This is a genomic window from Pseudomonas kairouanensis (assembly GCF_004682055.1).
GTDB classification, from domain to species: domain Bacteria; phylum Pseudomonadota; class Gammaproteobacteria; order Pseudomonadales; family Pseudomonadaceae; genus Aquipseudomonas; species Aquipseudomonas kairouanensis.
Genome location: NZ_QUZU01000004.1, coordinates 32,012 through 50,025, shown reverse-complemented (window position 1 = coordinate 50,025; position 18,014 = coordinate 32,012). Strand labels below are relative to the sequence as shown.

The window sequence follows — 18,014 nt, the reverse complement described above, 5'->3', positions numbered from 1 at the left end:
GGGCCTCCGCTTGGAATTATTATTTAACGGCGCCGAAGGACAAACCGCGCACCAGCTGTTTCTGGCTGATCCAGCCAAAGATCAGGATCGGCGCGCAGGCCAGGGTCGAGACGGCAGACAATTTGGCCCAGAACAAGCCTTCGGGGCTGGAGTAGGAGGCGATCAACGCGGTCAGCGGCGCAGCGTTGGAAGAGGTCAGGTTCAACGACCAGAACGCCTCGTTCCAGCACAGGATCAGCGACAGCAGCACAGTGGATGCCAGGCCACCCTTGGCAATCGGCAGCAGCACGCGGACCATCTCTTGCCACAGCGTGGCGCCGTCGAGGCGGGCGGCTTCGAGGATGTCCTTGGGGATGTCCTTGAAGTAGGTGTAAACCATCCACACCACAATCGGCAGGTTGATCAGGGTGTAGATGATGATCAGCGCAATACGCGTATCCAGCAGGCCAAAGCTCTTGGCCAGCAGGTAGATCGGCATCAGCACGCCCACCGGCGGCAGCATCTTGGTCGACAGCATCCACAGCAGCGTGCCCTTGGTGCGTTGGGTCTCGTAGAACGCCATGGAGTAGGCAGCAGGTACCGAGATCAGCAGGCACAGGGCGGTGGCGCTGAAGGAAATGACCACTGAGTTCCAGGCGTAGGCAAAGTAATTGCTGCGCTCGTTGATGTGCAGGTAGTTCTCCAGCGTCGGCGTGAAGATGAACTGCGGCGGTGTGGCGAACGCGTCGATTTCGGTCTTGAAGCTGGTGAGCACCATCCAGAAGATCGGGAAGAAAATCAGGATCGCGATGGCCCAGGCCAATGTGCCGAGCAACAGGCTTTGCAGGCGGCGGGATTGTTGAAGCGTCATGGCGCGGCCCTCAAGGCTTGTCAGTCAGGTTTTTGCCGATCATCCGCACCAGGATGATCGCCGCGATATTGGCGATGACCACGGCAATCAAGCCGCCGGCCGAGGCCATGCCCACGTCGAACTGCACCAGCGCCTGGTTGTAGATCAGGTAGGCCAGGTTGGTAGACGCGTAGCCGGGGCCACCGTTGGTGGTGGTGAAGATTTCGGCGAACACCGAGAGCAGAAAGATCGTCTCGATCATCACCACCACCGCAATCGGCCGGGCCAGGTGGGGCAGGGTGAGGTGCCAGAAAATCGCGATGGCGCCGGCACCGTCCAGGCGCGCGGCTTCCTTTTGTTCCTGGTCGAGGGACTGCATGGCGGTCATCAACAACAGGATGGCGAAGGGCAGCCATTGCCACGACACAATGATGATGATCGACAGCAACGGGTAGTGCGCCAGCCAGTCCACCGGTTCGGCGCCAAAGAACTTCCACACAGCGGCAAGAATCCCGGAGACCGGGTGGAAAATCAGGTTTTTCCAGATCAGCGCACCGACGGTGGGCATGATGAAGAACGGCGAGATCAACAGCACCCGCACCAGGCCACGGCCGAGAAACTCACTGGCTTCGAGCAGGGCGCTGATCAACACGCCAAACACCACGCTGATCAGTAGCACGCTGCCCACCAGCAGCAGGGTGTTGGTAGCGCCGGGCAGGAACCCCGAGTCGGTGATGAAGTAGGTGAAGTTCTCCAGCCCCACGAACTGGTTTTCGCCGGGGTAGAGCAGGTTGTAGCGAATCAGGGAGAAGTACAGGGTCATGCCCAGGGGCACGATCATCCACAGCAGCAGCAGGGCCACCGAGGGGCTGACAAGGAACCAGCCGGGGTTGGCCAGGCGGTTTTTGCGCGGTTTGTCCGGCACGGCGGTTTGCACTTGGGCAGTGTTGGTATTCATAGGATCAGAACCAGTCAGGTACATGCAGAACTAGAATCGAAGCGCGGTCAGTGTGGGAGCGGGCTTGCTCGCGAATACGGAGTGTCAGTCACTGAAGTATTCACTGGAAGACCGCATTCGCGAGCAAGCCCGCTCCCACATTTACCGCGGTGTACCCACTTTATTTGGGGTAACCGGCCCGCTTCATTTCCCGCTCGGTGGTGGTCTGCGCGGCGGTCAGTGCTGCATCAACCGTTTGCTGACCGGTCAGCGCACCCGAGAAGAACTTGCCCACCTGGGTGCCAATGGCCTGGAACTCAGGAATGGTCACCAACTGAATGCCGATATAGGGCACTGGCTTGAGGGTCGGCTTGGTCGGGTCCGCCACTTTCAGCGATTCCAGCGTGACCTTGGCAAACGGAGCGGCTTTCATGTACTCGTCGCTGTAGGTGGACTTGCGTGTGCCTGGCGGTACGTTGGCAACGCCGTCGGTCTTGGCCACCAGCGCGCCGTATTCCTTGGACGTTGCCCAACTGGTGAACACCTTGGCGGCGTCCTTGGCCTTGGAGCTGGTAGGGATTGCCAGGCTCCAGGAGTACAGCCACGAGGTGCCCTTGTCGGTCTTCTCGTGAGGGGCGAAGGTGAAGCCGACGTGGTCCGCCACCTTGCTTTGCGTCTTGTCGGTGACAAACGAGCCGGCCACGCTGGCATCGACCCAGATCGCACACTTGCCGCTGTTGAACAGTGCGAGGTTTTCGTTGAAACCGTTGCTGGAGGCGCCCGGCGGGCCGGATTTTTTCATGTTGTCGACGTAGAAGTTCAGCGCGTCCTTCCATTCCGGGCCATTGAATTCTGGCTGCCACTTCTCATCGAACCAGCGCGCACCGTAGCCGTTGGCCAGGGTGGTGATCAGCGCCATGTTCTCGCCCCAACCGGCTTTGCCGCGCAGGCACAGGCCGTATTGCTCTTTGCTCTTGTCGGTGAGCTTGCTGGCGAACTCGCCGATCTGGGTCCAGGTCGGGTGCTCGGGCATGGTCAGCCCGGCGTCCTTGAACAGGTCGGTGCGGTAATAGGTGATCGAGCTTTCGGCGTAGAACGGCAGGGCGTACAGCGAACCCTTGACGGACAAACCGTCACGCACCGAAGGGAATACATCGTCCAGGTCGTAGGAAGCTGGCAGGTCTTTCATCGGCTCCAGCCAACCCTTGGCACCCCACAGTGCAGCTTCGTACATGCCGATGGTCAACACGTCGAACTGTCCACCTTGGGTGGCGATGTCGGTGGTCAGGCGTTGGCGCAGTACGTTTTCTTCGAGCACCACCCAGTTCAGCTTGATCTCCGGATGCTCGGCCTCGAAGGTTTTCGATAGCTTTTGCATGCGGATCATGTCGCTGTTGTTGACGGTGGCAATGGTCAGGGTTTGCGCGCCAAGGCTGACGGCGCTGAGGGTCATGCAGGTCATCATGCAGGTAGAGACAAGCAGAGCTTTTGCTGTGAACTTCATCGCGCACTCCATTTCCGCGCCCAAGGGCTACAGAAGGACAGTTATTGTTGTTGTGTCTTCCTACAAGGAGTCAGGAAGAGTGTGCGGTTGATTACAGCCTTGAAATGGGGTTGTGACAAATCCTTGGGCGCACTGGGACTGATACTTTTTTGCACTCGTCAGTTCTTGGACTGAAACCTTTAAGCCAGGTTTTTCTCGGTCAGCCGCTGCACCGCCAGGCGCCTGTAGTGGGATGGCGTCATGCCTTTAAGCTGCTGAAACCGCCGATTGAAGTTGGAAATATTGTTGAAGCCCGACTCAAAACACACATCCGTCACCGCTTTATCACCGTCCGCCAGTAACTCGCACGACTTGCTGATCCGCAGCCGATTGACGAATTCGATAAACGTGCGCCCGGTCGCTTGTTTAAACACCCGCGAGAAATACGTTGGCTTCATGCCCAGGTAGTCCGCCACCTCTTCGAGCGGCAATTCCCGTGCGTAGTGGGCAAAAATGTAGTCCACCGCGCGGTTGGTGCGGTCGATGCTGTGCTCATCGGCCAACTGCGGTGTGGTCACGCCCGACAGCAGTTGGTAGTCCTCACAGGCACTCAACACTTCCAGCAGGATAAAGAAGTGCCCCAGGCGCGCCATGCCCTGGGCGTCCTCGATGCGTTGCATCAGGGTCATGGCCTGGGCGATGGTCTTTTTGCAGCGAAATTCGATGCCGTACTGCGCGCGGTCCAGCAGCGGTGACAGGCTCTTGAGTTCGGTGAAGATCTGGCTGCCGCTCTCCAACAGTTCATCGGTGAAGTTCACCAACATGTCGCGCTTGGGCACCACTTCGTCTTCTTCGACCTGGCTGATCCAGTTGTGGGGCAGGTTGGGGCCGGTGAGAAACAGGCTTTCCGGGTAGAAGTTGCCGATGTAGTCGCCGATAAACACTTTGCCGGAGCTGGCGACGATCAGGTGCAGCTCGTATTCCTTGTGGAAATGCCAGCGCACCAGCGGGCAGGGGAAACCATGCTGGCGATAAATGATGGACAGGCCGTTGTGATCGTCCATCAGTTCGTAGGAAGGGTCGGTGATGCGCGTTGCTCGGGTCATGCTGCCGTCGCTTTATTGTTAGGGTGCGAGCCGAATAATGCCCCTATGTGTACGCACCTGCCAGCCCGGTGTTTATAGGTTGCGGTTTTTCGCCTCGATCCACTGGGACATGTACTGAGTACTTTTATGCGCATGGTGGCGCAGCATGCTCCCGGTGAAGTTGTCCCGCCGATGGGCGCTGAGGTTTTCGCGACAGTGCTCCAGGCACGCCACCAGCGCCGGGCCATGGTAGGCCTGGTCGTAGCGGCGCGTCAGCAGGCGGCGGCCGTCTTCCTGAGCCTGGGTCCAGCGCTCGCGGTCCTGGTACAGCGCGACGGCAGCGGCGGCGAGTGCCGGCGCAGACTGTTCGATCACACCCGGCCATGGCTGGTCATCGCCCATGGCCTCGGCACCGATGGGCGTGGTGATATTTGGCGTGCCACAGAGCATCGCATCCGCCAACTTGCCCTTGATGCCGGCGCCAAACCGCAACGGCGCCAGGCAGATGCGCGCCGCGCTCATCACTTGCAGTGCATCTTCGGCCCAGTTCATCACATGAAAACCCTGGGCCGGGTTATGCAGTGCGGTGGCCTTGGGCGGTGTGTAGGAACCGTAGAGGTGCAACTGGGCGCCTGGCAGCTGTTGGCGGATCAGCGGCCACAGGCTGTTTTTCATCCACAGCACCGCATCCCAGTTGGGGGCGTGGCGGAAGTTGCCGATGCTGAGGAAGTGCGCGCGTGCTTCATACGGGGCGAACGCCTCGGCGGGCGGCGCAAGCATCAACGGGCACCAGTGGAGCAGGGCGGAGGGCACCTTGAACTGCTCGGTGAGCAGGCGTATTTCCACATCGGAGATCATCAGGCTGACATCACAGCGGTAGATCGCGGCGATCTCGCGCTTGGCGACATCGGTGGTGGCCATCAGCTGGAATTCCTCTGCCAGCGCTGGCGCGAACAACGTGCTGAAGTCGTCGCCGTCGGCGTGGGCCTTGAGGTGGTCTTTGAGGCGCTGGTGACGGGCATCGCGCAGGCTTTGCAGGTCAGAGGTTTCCAGCACACGCACGGCGTCTGGGCAGCATTTTTCGACGCGCCAGCCGAATTGCTCCTCCATCATGAAACGGTCGAACAGCACGATGTCCGGGGCCAGTTCGCGGATAAAGTCGTCGAAACTGCTGTTATTCAGCTCGATGGCGCGCTCGGCGATACCCAGGGCTTGCAAGTCGGCCTTGTGCTCGCCGAGGGCGGCGGGGCTGCTAAAGGTGATTTCCCAATTTTGCGTAAGAAAAGTTTCCAGTATTTGCATCATGTGCCCGCCAGCGGCAGAGGAGCGGGGCTCGGGCCAGACGTATCCAATGACCAGAACTCGGGTGGCAGGCTGATTCATCAACAACAGTTTCCTTGGGGAGGGTGCGCAAAGCGCGCAATTAAACCACAAAGGGGCAGGATGACAATTTGTGTTCGGCGGTAGGTAGTCACACCACTTTGTGGTTAACTTCCGCCTCTCGAATTCGTTTCAATAAACCCAGCATAAGGATTCCGTTCATGGCTCAAGTCACTCTCCGTGGTAACCCTGTCCAGGTTGAAGGCGAACTGCCACAAGCCGGTACCCAGGCCCCTGACTTCACCCTGACCGCCGGCGACCTGTCGGATGCAACCCTGGCCACTTTTGCCGGCAAGCGCAAAGTGCTGAACATCTTCCCAAGCGTCGACACCCCGACCTGCGCGACGTCGGTGCGCAAGTTCAACGCCCAGGCCAACGATGTGGCCAACACCGTTGTGCTGTGCATCTCCTCGGACCTGCCATTTGCCCAGGCACGCTTCTGCGGCTCCGAAGGCCTGGACAACGTGAAGAACCTGTCGGACTTCCGCAGCGCTGCCTTCTCCGAAGACTACGGTGTGAACATCGTTGACGGCCCGCTGCGCAGCCTGACCGCCCGCGCTGTTGTGGTGCTGGACGAAAACGACAAAGTCCTGCACAGCGAACTGGTTGCCGAAATTGGCCACGAGCCAAACTACGAAGCCGCCCTGGCTGTTTTGAAGTAACTGTTTCGGCGCATTACTGTCGCCTGGCAGTAACACGCGTGCTACATGATTGCGGCCTGGCCTAGTCCAGGCCGTTTTTATTTAGGGGTCAAACGCTTAGCTGAATTAGCGAATGGACTAAGGTCAGAAGTTAAAAGTTGTAAGCCCAAGGTAAATAGCCGGTAAAGGCGCTTTTCTAAATGCGCCCCAGTGCTTATCTTTCAGCCTCCCAAAGAAGAAGCTCTCGCGCCCAATGGTTGATCAATCCATGCAATCCTCCCCCCGTAAGTCCCGCCGCTGGCTGTTCGGCCTGCTCGTGCTGCTGGTTATCGCCGGCCTGTGCTGGAAATTCTGGCCCGCCAGCCATAAAGAGGGCGCCGAGCAGGCCCCCGCAGGGCGTGCTGGCAAGACGGGGATGATGCGCCCGGGCTTCGGCGGTTCCACCGGGCCGGTTCCGGTGCGTGTGGCACCGACGGTGCTCGGTGATTTCCCGGTGTACTACAAGGCCCTGGGCACCGTCACGGCGCTCAATACCATCAATGTGCGCAGCCGGGTGGGCGGCGAGTTGGTGAAGATCGCCTTTGAAGAAGGGCAAATGGTCAAGGCCGGCGACCTGCTGGCCGAGATCGACCCGCGCAGCTACCAGAATGCCTTGCTCCAGGCCCAGGGCACGCTGTTGCAGAACCAGGCGCAACTTAAAAACGCCCAGGTAGATGTAGAGCGTTATCGCGGTCTGTACGCCCAGGACAGTATCGCCAAGCAGACCCTGGACACCGCCGAAGCGCTGGTGCTGCAATACCAGGGCACGGTCAAGACCAACCAGGGCGCGGTGGACGACGCCAAGCTCAACCTCGAATTCACCAAGATCCGCGCGCCCATCAGCGGCCGCGTAGGCTTGCGCCAGGTCGACGTGGGTAACCTGGTGGCCGCCAACGACACCACCTTCATTGCTGTGATCACCCAGACCCAGCCCATCAACGTGGTGTTCACCCTGCCGGAAAATACTCTCGACACCGTGCTCACCCGCTACCACGCCGGCAACAAGCTGCCGGTAGAAGCCTGGGACCGTGGCGACGTGAAGAAGCAGGCGGTCGGCGTGCTGCAAAGCCTCGACAACCAGATCGATGTCACCACCGGCACCCTGAAATTCAAGGGCCGCTTCGATAACAAGGACCAGGCGCTGTTCCCCAACCAGTTCGTCAACGTGCACCTGCTGGCCGACACCCTGCACAACGTGGTGCTGGCGCCCTCTGCGGCAATCCAGTTCGGCAACAGCGGCACCTTTGTCTACAAGCTCGATGGCGACAAGAAGGTCAAGGTGCAGCCACTGGTGGTGGGTGACACCGATGGCGACAACACCGTGATCAAGGAAGGCCTGGTGGCTGGCGATCGTGTGGTGCTGGAAGGCACCGACCGCTTGAAGGACGGCAGCGAGATCGAAGTGGTCAACGACAGCAGCGAAGTACCGACCACGCCCACCGAGCACCTGCAAGGCAAGCCTGCGGCAAAAGGGGAGACCGGCACCACCGCCGGCAAGGCGCAAAAGGTCGGTTCATGAACCTCTCGCGGCTGTTTATTCTTCGCCCGGTCGCCACCACGCTGAGCATGCTGGCCATTGTCCTGGCCGGCATCATTGCCTATCGCTTGCTGCCGGTGTCGGCCTTGCCCCAGGTGGATTACCCGACCATCCGGGTGATGACCCTGTATCCCGGCGCCAGCCCGGACGTGATGACCAGTGCGGTCACCGCGCCGCTGGAGCGCCAGTTCGGGCAAATGCCCGGGCTTACGCAGATGGCGTCCACCAGCTCTGGCGGGGCCTCGGTGCTGACCCTGCGCTTCAACCTCGACGTCAATATGGACGTTGCCGAGCAACAAGTGCAGGCCGCGATCAACGCCGCCACCAACCTGTTGCCCAAGGATTTGCCGGCGCCGCCGGTGTACAACAAGGTCAACCCGGCGGATACCCCGGTGCTGACCCTGGCCGTCACCTCCAAGACGATGTTGTTGCCCAAGCTCAATGACCTGGTCGACACGCGCATGGCGCAAAAAATTGCCCAGATCAGCGGCGTCGGCATGGTCAGCATCGCCGGCGGCCAGCGCCAGGCCGTGCGCATCAAGGTCAACCCCGAGGCCCTGGCGGCCAATGGCCTGAACCTGTCGGACGTGCGCACCCTGATCGCCGCTTCCAACGTCAACCAGCCCAAGGGCAACTTTGACGGGCCTACTCGTGTGTCGATGCTCGATGCCAACGACCAACTGGTTTCGCCCCAGCAGTACGCCGAGCTGATCCTGGCCTACAACAACGGTGCGCCGTTGCGTCTCAAAGACGTGGCACAGATCGTCGACGGCGCCGAGAACGAACGCCTCGCCGCCTGGGCCAATGAAAACCAGGCCGTGCTGCTCAATATCCAGCGCCAACCGGGTGCCAACGTGATCGAGGTGGTCGACCGCATCAAAGCGCTGCTGCCGAGCATCACCGACAACCTGCCAGCCGGCCTGGATGTGACGGTACTTACCGACCGTACCCAGACCATCCGCGCCTCGGTGACCGATGTGCAACACGAATTGCTGATCGCCATTGCCCTGGTGGTGATGGTGACGTTCCTGTTCCTGCGCCGGGTCAGCGCCACGATTATTCCGTCCATCGCGGTACCCCTGTCCTTGGTGGGCACCTTTGGCGTGATGTACCTGGCCGGTTTTTCCATCAATAACCTGACGCTGATGGCATTGACCATCGCCACCGGCTTTGTGGTGGACGATGCCATCGTCATGCTGGAGAACATCTCCCGCTATATCGAAGAAGGTGAAACGCCGATGGCGGCAGCGCTCAAGGGCGCCAAGCAAATCGGCTTTACCTTGATTTCCCTGACGTTGTCGCTGATTGCGGTACTGATTCCGTTGCTGTTCATGGCCGACGTAGTGGGGCGGTTGTTCCGCGAATTTGCCATCACCCTGGCGGTGGCGATCCTGATTTCGCTGGTGGTGTCGCTAACCCTCACGCCGATGATGTGTGCACGCTTGCTTAAGCGTGAACCCAAGGAAGAAGAGCAGGGGCGTTTTTATAAAGCCAGCGGCGCATGGATCGACTGGTTGATCGAAGCCTACGGGCGCAAATTGCAGTGGGTGCTCAAGCACCAGCCGCTGACCCTGCTGGTGGCCATCGCTACCCTGGGCTTGACCGTGTTCCTGTACCTGATGGTGCCCAAGGGCTTTTTCCCGGTGCAGGACACCGGCGTGATCCAGGGTATTTCCGAGGCGCCGCAGTCGATTTCCTTCGCGGCCATGAGCCAGCGCCAGCAGGAATTGGCCAAGATCATCCTGGAGGACCCGGCGGTAGAAAGCCTGTCTTCCTACATTGGTGTGGATGGCGATAACGCCACCCTCAACAGCGGGCGCTTGCTGATCAACCTCAAGCCCCACGGCCAGCGTGACTTGAGCGCGGCCGAGGTGATCACCCGGCTGCAACCGCAGATCGACAAGCTGGTGGGTATCCGCCTGTTCATGCAGCCGGTGCAGGACCTGACCATCGAAGACCGCGTGAGCCGCACCCAGTACCAGTTCAGCATGTCGTCGCCGGACGCCGACCTGCTGGCGCTATGGAGCGACAAGTTGGTGCACGCCTTGAGCCAATTGCCGGAACTCACCGATGTCGCCAGCGACCTGCAGGACAAGGGCCTGCAGGTGTACCTGGTGATCGACCGCGACGCGGCCTCGCGCCTGGGCGTCAGCGTGTCCACCATCACCGACGCGCTGTACGACGCCTTTGGCCAGCGGCAGATTTCCACCATCTATACCCAGGCCAGCCAATACCGTGTGGTGTTGCAGGCCCAATCCGGCGAAACCCTCGGCCCGGATGCACTGAACCAGATCCACGTTAAAACCACCGACGGCGGCCAGGTACGCCTGTCCAGCCTGGCCCGTGTGGAGCAACGCCAGGCCCAATTGGCCATTGCCCATATCGGCCAGTTCCCGGCGGTGATGATGTCGTTCAACCTGGCCCCCGGTGTGGCGCTGGGCAAAGGCGTGGACCTGATCAACCAGACCCAGAAAGACATCGGCATGCCGGTGGGGGTGCAAACCCAGTTCCAGGGCGCGGCGCAGGCGTTCGAGGCCTCGCTGTCGAGCACCTTGCTGCTGATTCTTGCCGCGGTGGTCACCATGTACATCGTGCTGGGGGTGCTGTACGAGAGCTATATCCACCCGATCACCATCCTCTCCACCTTGCCGTCCGCCGCAGTCGGGGCCTTGCTGGCGTTGCTGCTCAGTGGCAATGACCTGGGCATGATCGCGATCATCGGCATCATTTTGCTGATCGGTATCGTGAAGAAAAACGCGATCATGATGATCGACTTCGCCCTCGACGCCGAGCGCAACCAGGGCCTGGACCCACAGACGGCGATTTACCAGGCGGCGCTGCTGCGCTTCCGGCCGATCCTGATGACCACCCTGGCTGCGCTGTTCGGTGCGGTGCCGTTGATGCTGGCCACCGGGTCGGGCGCTGAATTGCGCCAACCCCTGGGCCTGGTGATGGTCGGCGGCTTGCTGGTGAGCCAGGTATTGACCCTGTTCACCACGCCGGTGATCTACCTGTATTTCGACCGCCTTGGCCGTCGCTGGCGCAAAGAGCCGCAAAGCCTGGAGCCGGTTGAGTCATGAACCTGTCCGGACCTTTCATTCGCCGCCCGGTAGCCACCATGCTACTGAGCCTGGCGATCATGTTGCTGGGCGGTGTGAGCTTCAACCTGCTGCCGGTGTCGCCGTTGCCGCAGATCGACTTCCCGGTGATCGTGGTCTCGGCCAGCCTGCCGGGTGCCAGCCCCGAGGTGATGGCGTCTACGGTGGCGACGCCGCTGGAGCGCTCGTTCGGCGCGATTGCCGGTATCACCACCATGAGCAGTTCGTCGAGCCAAGGCTCCACGCGGGTGATCCTGGCGTTCGACTCCGACCGCGATATCAACGGTGCCGCGCGGGAAGTGCAGGCGGCGATCAATGCCTCGCGCAACCTGCTGCCCAGCGGCATGCGCAGCATGCCCACCTACAAGAAGATCAACCCGTCCCAGGCGCCGATCATGGTGCTGTCGCTGACCTCGGACGTGTTGCAGAAGGGCCAGCTGTATGACCTGGCGTCGACCATCCTGTCCCAAAGCCTGTCCCAGGTGCCCGGCGTGGGCGAAGTGCAGATCGGCGGCAGTTCCCTGCCGGCGGTGCGTATCGAGCTTGAGCCCAAGGCGCTGGACCAGTACGGCGTGGCCCTGGACGATGTGCGCAACACCATCGCCAACGCCAACCAGCGCCGGCCCAAGGGTTCCCTGGAAGACAGCGAGCGCAACTGGCAGATCCAGGCCAACGACCAGTTGGAAAAAGCCAAGGACTACGAGCCGCTGCTGATCCGCTACCAGAACGGCGCGGCCCTGCGCCTGGGGGATGTGGCCAAGATCAGCGACGGTGTCGAAGACCGCTACAACAGCGGCTTCTTCAACAACGAACCGGCGGTGCTGCTGGTGATCAACCGCCAGTCCGGCGCCAACATCATCGAGACCGTGCGGCAGATCAAGGCACAGTTACCGGCATTGCAGGCAGTGCTGCCCTCCAGCGTCAAGCTCAACCTGGCCATGGACCGATCGCCGGTGATCACCGCCACCTTGCATGAAGCGGAAATGACCCTGCTGATTGCGGTGGCCCTGGTGGTGCTGGTGGTGTACCTGTTCCTCGGCAACTTCCGCGCGTCCCTGATCCCGACGCTGGCGGTGCCGGTGTCGCTGGTGGGCACCTTTGCGGTGATGTACCTGTTCGGGTTCTCGCTGAACAACTTCTCGCTGATGGCGCTGATCCTGGCCACCGGCCTGGTGGTGGACGACGCCATCGTGGTGCTGGAGAACATCTCCCGGCATATCGACGACGGTGTGCCGCCGATGAAGGCGGCCTACCTGGGGGCCCAGGAAGTCGGCTTTACCCTGCTGTCGATGAACGTGTCGCTGGTGGCGGTGTTCCTGTCCATCCTGTTTATGGGTGGGATCGTCACCAACCTGTTTCGCGAATTTTCCATCACCTTGTCGGCGGCGATCATCGTCTCGCTGGTGGTCTCGCTGACCCTCACCCCGATGCTTTGCGCCCGCTGGCTCAAGCCCCATATCAAAGGCCGGATGACCGGCTTGCAGCGCTGGAGCCAAAAGGTCAACGATCGCATGGTCGCCGTTTACGCTACCAGCCTGGACTGGGTGCTGCGCCACCGCCGCCTGACCCTGCTCAGCCTGCTGATCACCGTAGGTGTGAACGTTGCGCTGTACGTGGTGGTGCCGAAAACCTTTATGCCGCAACAGGACACCGGCCAGTTGATCGGCTTTGTGCGCGGCGATGACGGGCTGTCGTTCAATGTGATGCAGCCGAAGATGGAAACCTTTCGCCAGGCGGTGCTCAAGGACCCGGCGGTGCAGAGCGTGGCCGGGTTTATCGGTGGCAACAACGGCACCAACAACGCGGTAATGCTGGTGCGCCTCAAGCCCATCAGTGAGCGTAAGGTCTCGGCCCAGGCGGTGATCGAGCGCCTGCGCAAGGATGTTCCGTTGGTGCCCGGTGGGCGCCTGTTCCTGATGGCTGACCAGGATTTGCAATTTGGCGGCAGTCGCGACCAGACCAGTGCGCAGTATTCCTACATCCTGCAAAGCGGCGACCTGGCCGCGTTGCGCCTGTGGTACCCGAAAGTCGTCGCCGCCTTGCGCGAGCTGCCGCAACTCACGGCCATTGACGCCCGTGAAGGTCGGGGCGCGGCGCAGGTCACCCTGGTGGTGGACCGCGACCAGGCCAAGCGCCTGGGTATCGACATGAGCATGGTCACGGCGGTGCTCAACAACGCCTACAGCCAGCGGCAGATTTCCACCATCTACGACAGCCTCAACCAGTACCAGGTGGTGATGGAGGTCAACCCCAAATACGCCCAGGACCCGATCACCCTCAACCAGATGCAGGTGATCACCGCCGACGGCGCACGGGTACCGCTGTCGACCATTGCCCACTATGAAAACAGCCTGGCCGATGATCGCGTCAGCCATGAAGGCCAGTTCGCTTCGGAAAACATCGCCTTCGACATGGCGCCGGGGGTGACGGTTGAGCAGGGCACCGCTGCCATCGAGCGGGCGATTGCCAAGGTCGGCCTGCCCGAAGACGTGATCGCCAAGATGGCCGGCACGGCCGATGCGTTCGCGGCGACCCAGAAGGGCCAGCCGTTCATGATCCTTGGCGCGCTGGTGGCGGTGTACCTGGTGTTGGGTATTTTGTATGAAAGCTATATTCACCCGCTGACGATTCTTTCGACGCTGCCCTCGGCCGGGGTTGGCGCGATGCTCGCGATTTACCTGACGGGGGGCGAATTCAGCCTGATTTCCCTGCTGGGTCTGTTCCTGCTGATCGGTGTGGTGAAGAAGAATGCGATCTTGATGATCGACCTGGCCCTGCAGCTTGAGCGCAATGACGGCATGGGGCCGCTGGAATCGATTCGCAGTGCCTGCCTGTTGCGGCTGCGGCCGATCCTGATGACCACCCTGGCGGCCATTCTCGGTGCCTTGCCTTTGCTGCTGGGTACCGGGGATGGCGCGGAAATGCGCCGCCCGCTGGGCCTGACCATCATCGGCGGCCTGGTGTTCAGCCAGGTTCTGACCCTTTACACCACCCCGGTGGTTTACCTTTATCTCGACCGCGCGCGCCATCGCTTCAACCGCTGGCGCGGCGTGCGGACCGATGCTGCCCTGGACACTGCGCTATGACCGATTCAACCAACCAGCGTCTCCCTGTAGGCACGATCATGCTCGCGAAAAACCTGAGGGCGCCCCGTGCATTCAGGCGGCCAGCGTTATCGTTGACGATCTTCGCGAGCAAGCTCGCTCCGACAGTGGGTTTGGCGCTCTTGCTCAGCGCCTGCGCCATCGGCCCGGACTACAAGCGCCCGGACGTCGTGGAGCCGGTGCAGTTCAAGCAAGCCCAAGGCTGGCGCCAAGCCACCCCGAGCGATTCCCTGGCCCGTGGCGCCTGGTGGGAGCTGTACGGTGACCGTCAGCTCAATGACTTGGTGGTGCGCCTGAACACCTCCAACCAGACCGTGGCCCAGGCTGAGGCGCGTTTTCGCCAGGCCCAGGCCCAGGTGCGCAGTGCGCGGGGTTCTTTCTTTCCCACGGTTGACCTGAGCGTCGGCAAAACCCGCGCCAGCCAAGGCACCGGCAGCAGCAACGCCAGCCTCAGCAGTTCCAGCAGTGGTATCCGCGACACCCTCAATGCGCAGTTGGGCGTGAGTTGGGAGGCCGATGTATGGGGCAAATTGCGCCGTGGGTTGGAAGCCAACGAATCCACGGCCGAAGCCAGTTCGGCGGACCTGGCCGCGATGCGCTTGAGCCAGCAGTCGGAGTTGGTGCAGGACTACCTGCAACTGCGGGTCATGGATGAGCAGACTCGTCTGTTGCAAGCGACCCTGGACGCCTACCAGCGCTCGCTGAAAATGACCGAAAACCAATACCGTGCCGGCGTCTCCGGCAAGGACGCAGTCGCCCAGGCGCAAACCCAACTCAAGTCTACCCAGGCCAGCCTGATCGACCTGATCTGGCAGCGCGCCCAGTTGGAAAACGCGATTGCCGTGTTGATTGGCGAAGCTCCGGCCAACTTCAACCTGCCCGTGAGCCAGAGTATTCCGGCCCTGCCACAGATCCCGCTGAGCCTGCCATCGCAATTGCTGGAACGCCGCCCGGACATCGCCTCGGCCGAACGCTCGGTGATTGCGGCCAACGCCAATATCGGCGTGGCCAAGGCAGCCTACTACCCGGACCTGAGCCTGAGCCTGGCCGGTGGTTATTCCAGCAGCACCTACGCAGACTGGATCAGCCTGCCGAATCGCTTCTGGTCGGTGGGGCCGAAACTGGCCATGACCCTGTTCGACGGCGGTCAGCGCTCGGCGGAGGTCGACCGTAGCGTGGCTTCCTACGACGAGACGGTGGCCAAGTACCGCCAGACCGTGCTGGATGGTTTCCGCGAAGTGGAAAACTACATGGTGCAGCTCAAGGTGCTGGAAGACGAGGCGGTGGTCAGCAACGAAGCGCTGGACGCGGCGCGTGAGTCGTTACGCCTCACGGAAAACCAGTACAAGGCCGGTTTGATTGCCTACCTGGATGTGGTCACGGTGCAGGCCACGGCGTTGAGCAATGAACGCACGGTGTTGACCCTGTTGCAGACGCGGCTGGTGGCGAGTGTGCAGTTGATTGCCGCGTTGGGCGGCGGTTGGGACGGCCAGACGCCCATCAGTGACAAAGAAGACTAGCGATAAACACGGCGATCCATGTGGGAAGGGGGCTTGCCGCCCCTCCCATATTTGGATCCAATCAACGCTGAAAAGGGCGGTTTTTGGGTCATAGGATTGACGTCAAAAAGCCTGTGATGGCTATACGCTAATATTTCAACTGTACAAGAATTATTCTCGCTACAATCGCCCGCTTTGCCACTTGGCACGGGCTTTTCAGGCCCGTCAGTCTTGAGAAGTCCAATGCTTATCGGTAGCTATTCGCCCTCCCTGGTCGTGATTTCCCTGTTCGTTGCGATCCTTGCTTCCTATACCGCGCTGGACCTCTCCGGCCGCATTGCCACCGCCAAGGGGCGTGCCGTGTATCTGTGGATTGCCGGCGGGGCGATCGCCATGGGCATTGGTGTCTGGTCGATGCATTTTATCGGCATGCTTGCGCTGCGCCTGCCGTTTGCCCTGGGTTTCGACTTCGGCATTACGGCGTTGTCGTTGCTGATCGCGGTATTGTCCAGCGGCTTCGCACTCTGGCTGATCAACCAGCCTCAGTTGCGCGCCTGGCAACTGGCGTTCGGCGCGTTGGTCATGGGGGCCGGTATCGCGGCCATGCACTACACCGGCATGGCCGCGATGCGCATGACCCCGGGTATCGACTACGACCCGAGCCTGTTCGGTGCGTCGCTGCTGATAGCGGTAGTGGCGTGTGGCGCTGCGCTGTGGATCGCCCATAACCTGCGGCGCAACACCCCCTACGTTCGTCTGCTGCGCAGCGGTGCAGCGGTGGTGATGGGCTTTGCCATCGTGGGCATGCACTACACCGGTATGGCGGCGGCACGCTTTGCTGATGAAAGTTTTTGCGGCGCGGCATTGAACGGCTTGAGCGGCAAGGGCCTGGACAATCTGGTGCTGGTCACCACTCTGGCGGTGCTGGCCATCGCGCTGCTCACCTCGCTGCTGGATGCCCGCCTGGAGGCGCGTACCGCCGTGTTGGCCGATTCCCTGACCCAGGCCAACCAGGAGCTGACCCACCTGGCCCTGCACGACATGCTCACCGGCTTGCCCAACCGCACCTTGCTCGCCGACCGTATCCAGCAATCGATGCAGACGATCAGAGAGCAGGGCGGTTGCTTCGCGCTGATGTTTATCGACCTTGACGGTTTCAAGCCGGTCAACGATGCCTTCGGCCATCACATGGGCGACCAGTTGCTGCGCGAAGTGGGCCTGCGCCTGCGTGAGGACCTGCGCAGCCAGGACACCCTGGCGCGTATCGGCGGCGATGAATTCGTATTGCTGGTGCAACTGAACCAGCCCGATGACGCCCTGCGCCTGGCCGAGCGCCAGGTCGGCCTGATCAACCGCGCGTTCACGGTGGCCGAACATGAGTTGAAGATCTCCGCCAGCGTCGGCATTGCCCTGTTCCCAGGCAACGGTGGCAACCCTCAGGAGCTGCTGATGAACGCCGATGCCGCGATGTACCACGCCAAGGGCATGGGCAAGAACGGCTACAGCTTCTTCGACGTGTCGATGAACACCAATGCGCGCAAGCAACTGCAGTTGCTGCAGGACCTGCGCAATGCCATCGAACACCAGCAATTTCGCCTGCACTACCAACCCAAGTTCGATGCCGTCAGCGGTATCCCGGTGGGCGCCGAGGCGTTGTTGCGCTGGGAGCATCCGCAACAGGGCCTGCTGTTGCCGGCAATGTTTATCGAGCTGGCGGAAAAGACCGGGTTGATCATCCCCATCGGTGACTGGGTGCTGAACGAAGCCTGCCGCCAGATGAGCCTGTGGTACGCCCAGGGCTATGAAGACTGGCGTATCGCCGTGAACCTGTCTGCCTTGCAGTTCTGCCACGCCGGGCTGGTCAAAAGCGTCGCCACGGCCCTTGAGCGTCACCAGTTGCCGGCCAACAGCCTGACCCTGGAGATCACCGAGACCACCGCGATGAGCGACGCCGACGCCAGCATGACGGTGCTGCAGCAGTTGTCGGAGATGGGTGTGGACCTGTCCATCGACGACTTCGGGACCGGCTATTCGAGCCTGATGTACCTCAAGCGTCTGCCGGCCAACGAACTGAAGATCGACCGCGGCTTTGTGCGCGACTTGGAGCACGACAGCGACGATGCCGCGATTGTCTCGGCCATTGTCGCCCTGGGCCAGGCCTTGGGCTTGCGGATCGTGGCCGAAGGCGTAGAAACCGACGTGCAGCAGAATTTCCTTACGCGGTTGGGGTGCAATTCCCTGCAAGGTTACCTGCTGGGCCATCCGTTGCCGGCCGACACCTTCATGGCTGATATCCAGCGCGCCGAAGACGCCATGGCGCCTGACAAAAGCCGTGCGTGACGGTTATTCTTGGGCTCAGCCATAAACATCAGGTTGAATCAG

At 61.3% G+C, this 18,014-nt stretch carries 11 protein-coding genes; 6 read left to right on the top strand and 5 right to left on the bottom strand.

The window, feature by feature from the left end; all coding sequences use genetic code 11:
• Positions 1 to 19 precede the first annotated feature (19 nt).
• From DYL59_RS05145 to DYL59_RS05125, 5 genes are all read right to left on the bottom strand, one after another.
• Positions 20 to 850 carry a carbohydrate ABC transporter permease gene (locus tag DYL59_RS05145; RefSeq protein WP_016968929.1) on the bottom strand — a complete coding sequence of 277 codons (831 nt, stop codon included), beginning with the start codon at positions 848 to 850 and terminating at the stop codon, positions 20 to 22.
• Between the two features lie 10 nt (positions 851 to 860).
• Positions 861 to 1,787 (bottom strand): carbohydrate ABC transporter permease, encoded by a 927-nt coding sequence (locus DYL59_RS05140; protein ID WP_135288205.1) that lies wholly within the window; start codon positions 1,785 to 1,787, stop codon positions 861 to 863.
• A 160-nt stretch (positions 1,788 to 1,947) separates the two neighbouring features.
• Entirely contained in the window at positions 1,948 to 3,231 is a 1,284-nt protein-coding gene (locus DYL59_RS05135; RefSeq protein ID WP_420359266.1) for an ABC transporter substrate-binding protein, read from the bottom strand.
• Between the two features lie 218 nt (positions 3,232 to 3,449).
• A complete protein-coding gene (locus DYL59_RS05130) occupies positions 3,450 to 4,355 on the bottom strand; it encodes an AraC family transcriptional regulator (protein ID WP_135288203.1) in 906 nt (301 codons plus the stop codon).
• A 72-nt stretch (positions 4,356 to 4,427) separates the two neighbouring features.
• Entirely contained in the window at positions 4,428 to 5,717 is a 1,290-nt protein-coding gene (locus DYL59_RS05125) for a glycosyltransferase (RefSeq protein WP_135288202.1), read from the bottom strand.
• 158 nt (positions 5,718 to 5,875) lie between these two features.
• Here DYL59_RS05125 and tpx point away from each other — a divergent pair, with 158 nt between their 5' ends.
• The 6 genes from tpx (at position 5,876) to DYL59_RS05095 (ending at position 17,972) form a co-directional block, all read left to right on the top strand.
• The gene (tpx, locus tag DYL59_RS05120; protein ID WP_135288201.1) at positions 5,876 to 6,376 is read left to right on the top strand and encodes a thiol peroxidase; all 501 of its coding nucleotides are present in this window, start codon (positions 5,876 to 5,878) and stop codon (positions 6,374 to 6,376) included.
• A 232-nt stretch (positions 6,377 to 6,608) separates the two neighbouring features.
• Positions 6,609 to 7,913: an MdtA/MuxA family multidrug efflux RND transporter periplasmic adaptor subunit gene (locus DYL59_RS05115; protein ID WP_135288200.1), complete on the top strand. Its 1,305-nt coding sequence runs from the start codon at positions 6,609 to 6,611 to the stop codon at positions 7,911 to 7,913.
• On the top strand, positions 7,910 to 11,011 hold the full coding sequence (locus tag DYL59_RS05110; protein WP_135288199.1) for an MdtB/MuxB family multidrug efflux RND transporter permease subunit: 3,102 nt from the start codon (positions 7,910 to 7,912) through the stop codon (positions 11,009 to 11,011). Before DYL59_RS05115 ends, DYL59_RS05110 begins: the two co-directional genes overlap by 4 nt.
• Positions 11,008 to 14,115, top strand: a complete 3,108-nt coding sequence (locus DYL59_RS05105; protein ID WP_135288198.1) for an efflux RND transporter permease subunit — start codon at positions 11,008 to 11,010, stop codon at positions 14,113 to 14,115. The genes DYL59_RS05110 and DYL59_RS05105 overlap by 4 nt, the downstream gene beginning before the upstream one ends.
• Positions 14,112 to 15,653, top strand: a complete 1,542-nt coding sequence (locus DYL59_RS05100; RefSeq protein ID WP_135288197.1) for an efflux transporter outer membrane subunit — start codon at positions 14,112 to 14,114, stop codon at positions 15,651 to 15,653. The genes DYL59_RS05105 and DYL59_RS05100 overlap by 4 nt, the downstream gene beginning before the upstream one ends.
• A gap of 222 nt (positions 15,654 to 15,875) precedes the next feature.
• Entirely contained in the window at positions 15,876 to 17,972 is a 2,097-nt protein-coding gene (locus tag DYL59_RS05095) for a putative bifunctional diguanylate cyclase/phosphodiesterase (RefSeq protein ID WP_135288196.1), read from the top strand.
• Positions 17,973 to 18,014 lie beyond the last annotated feature (42 nt).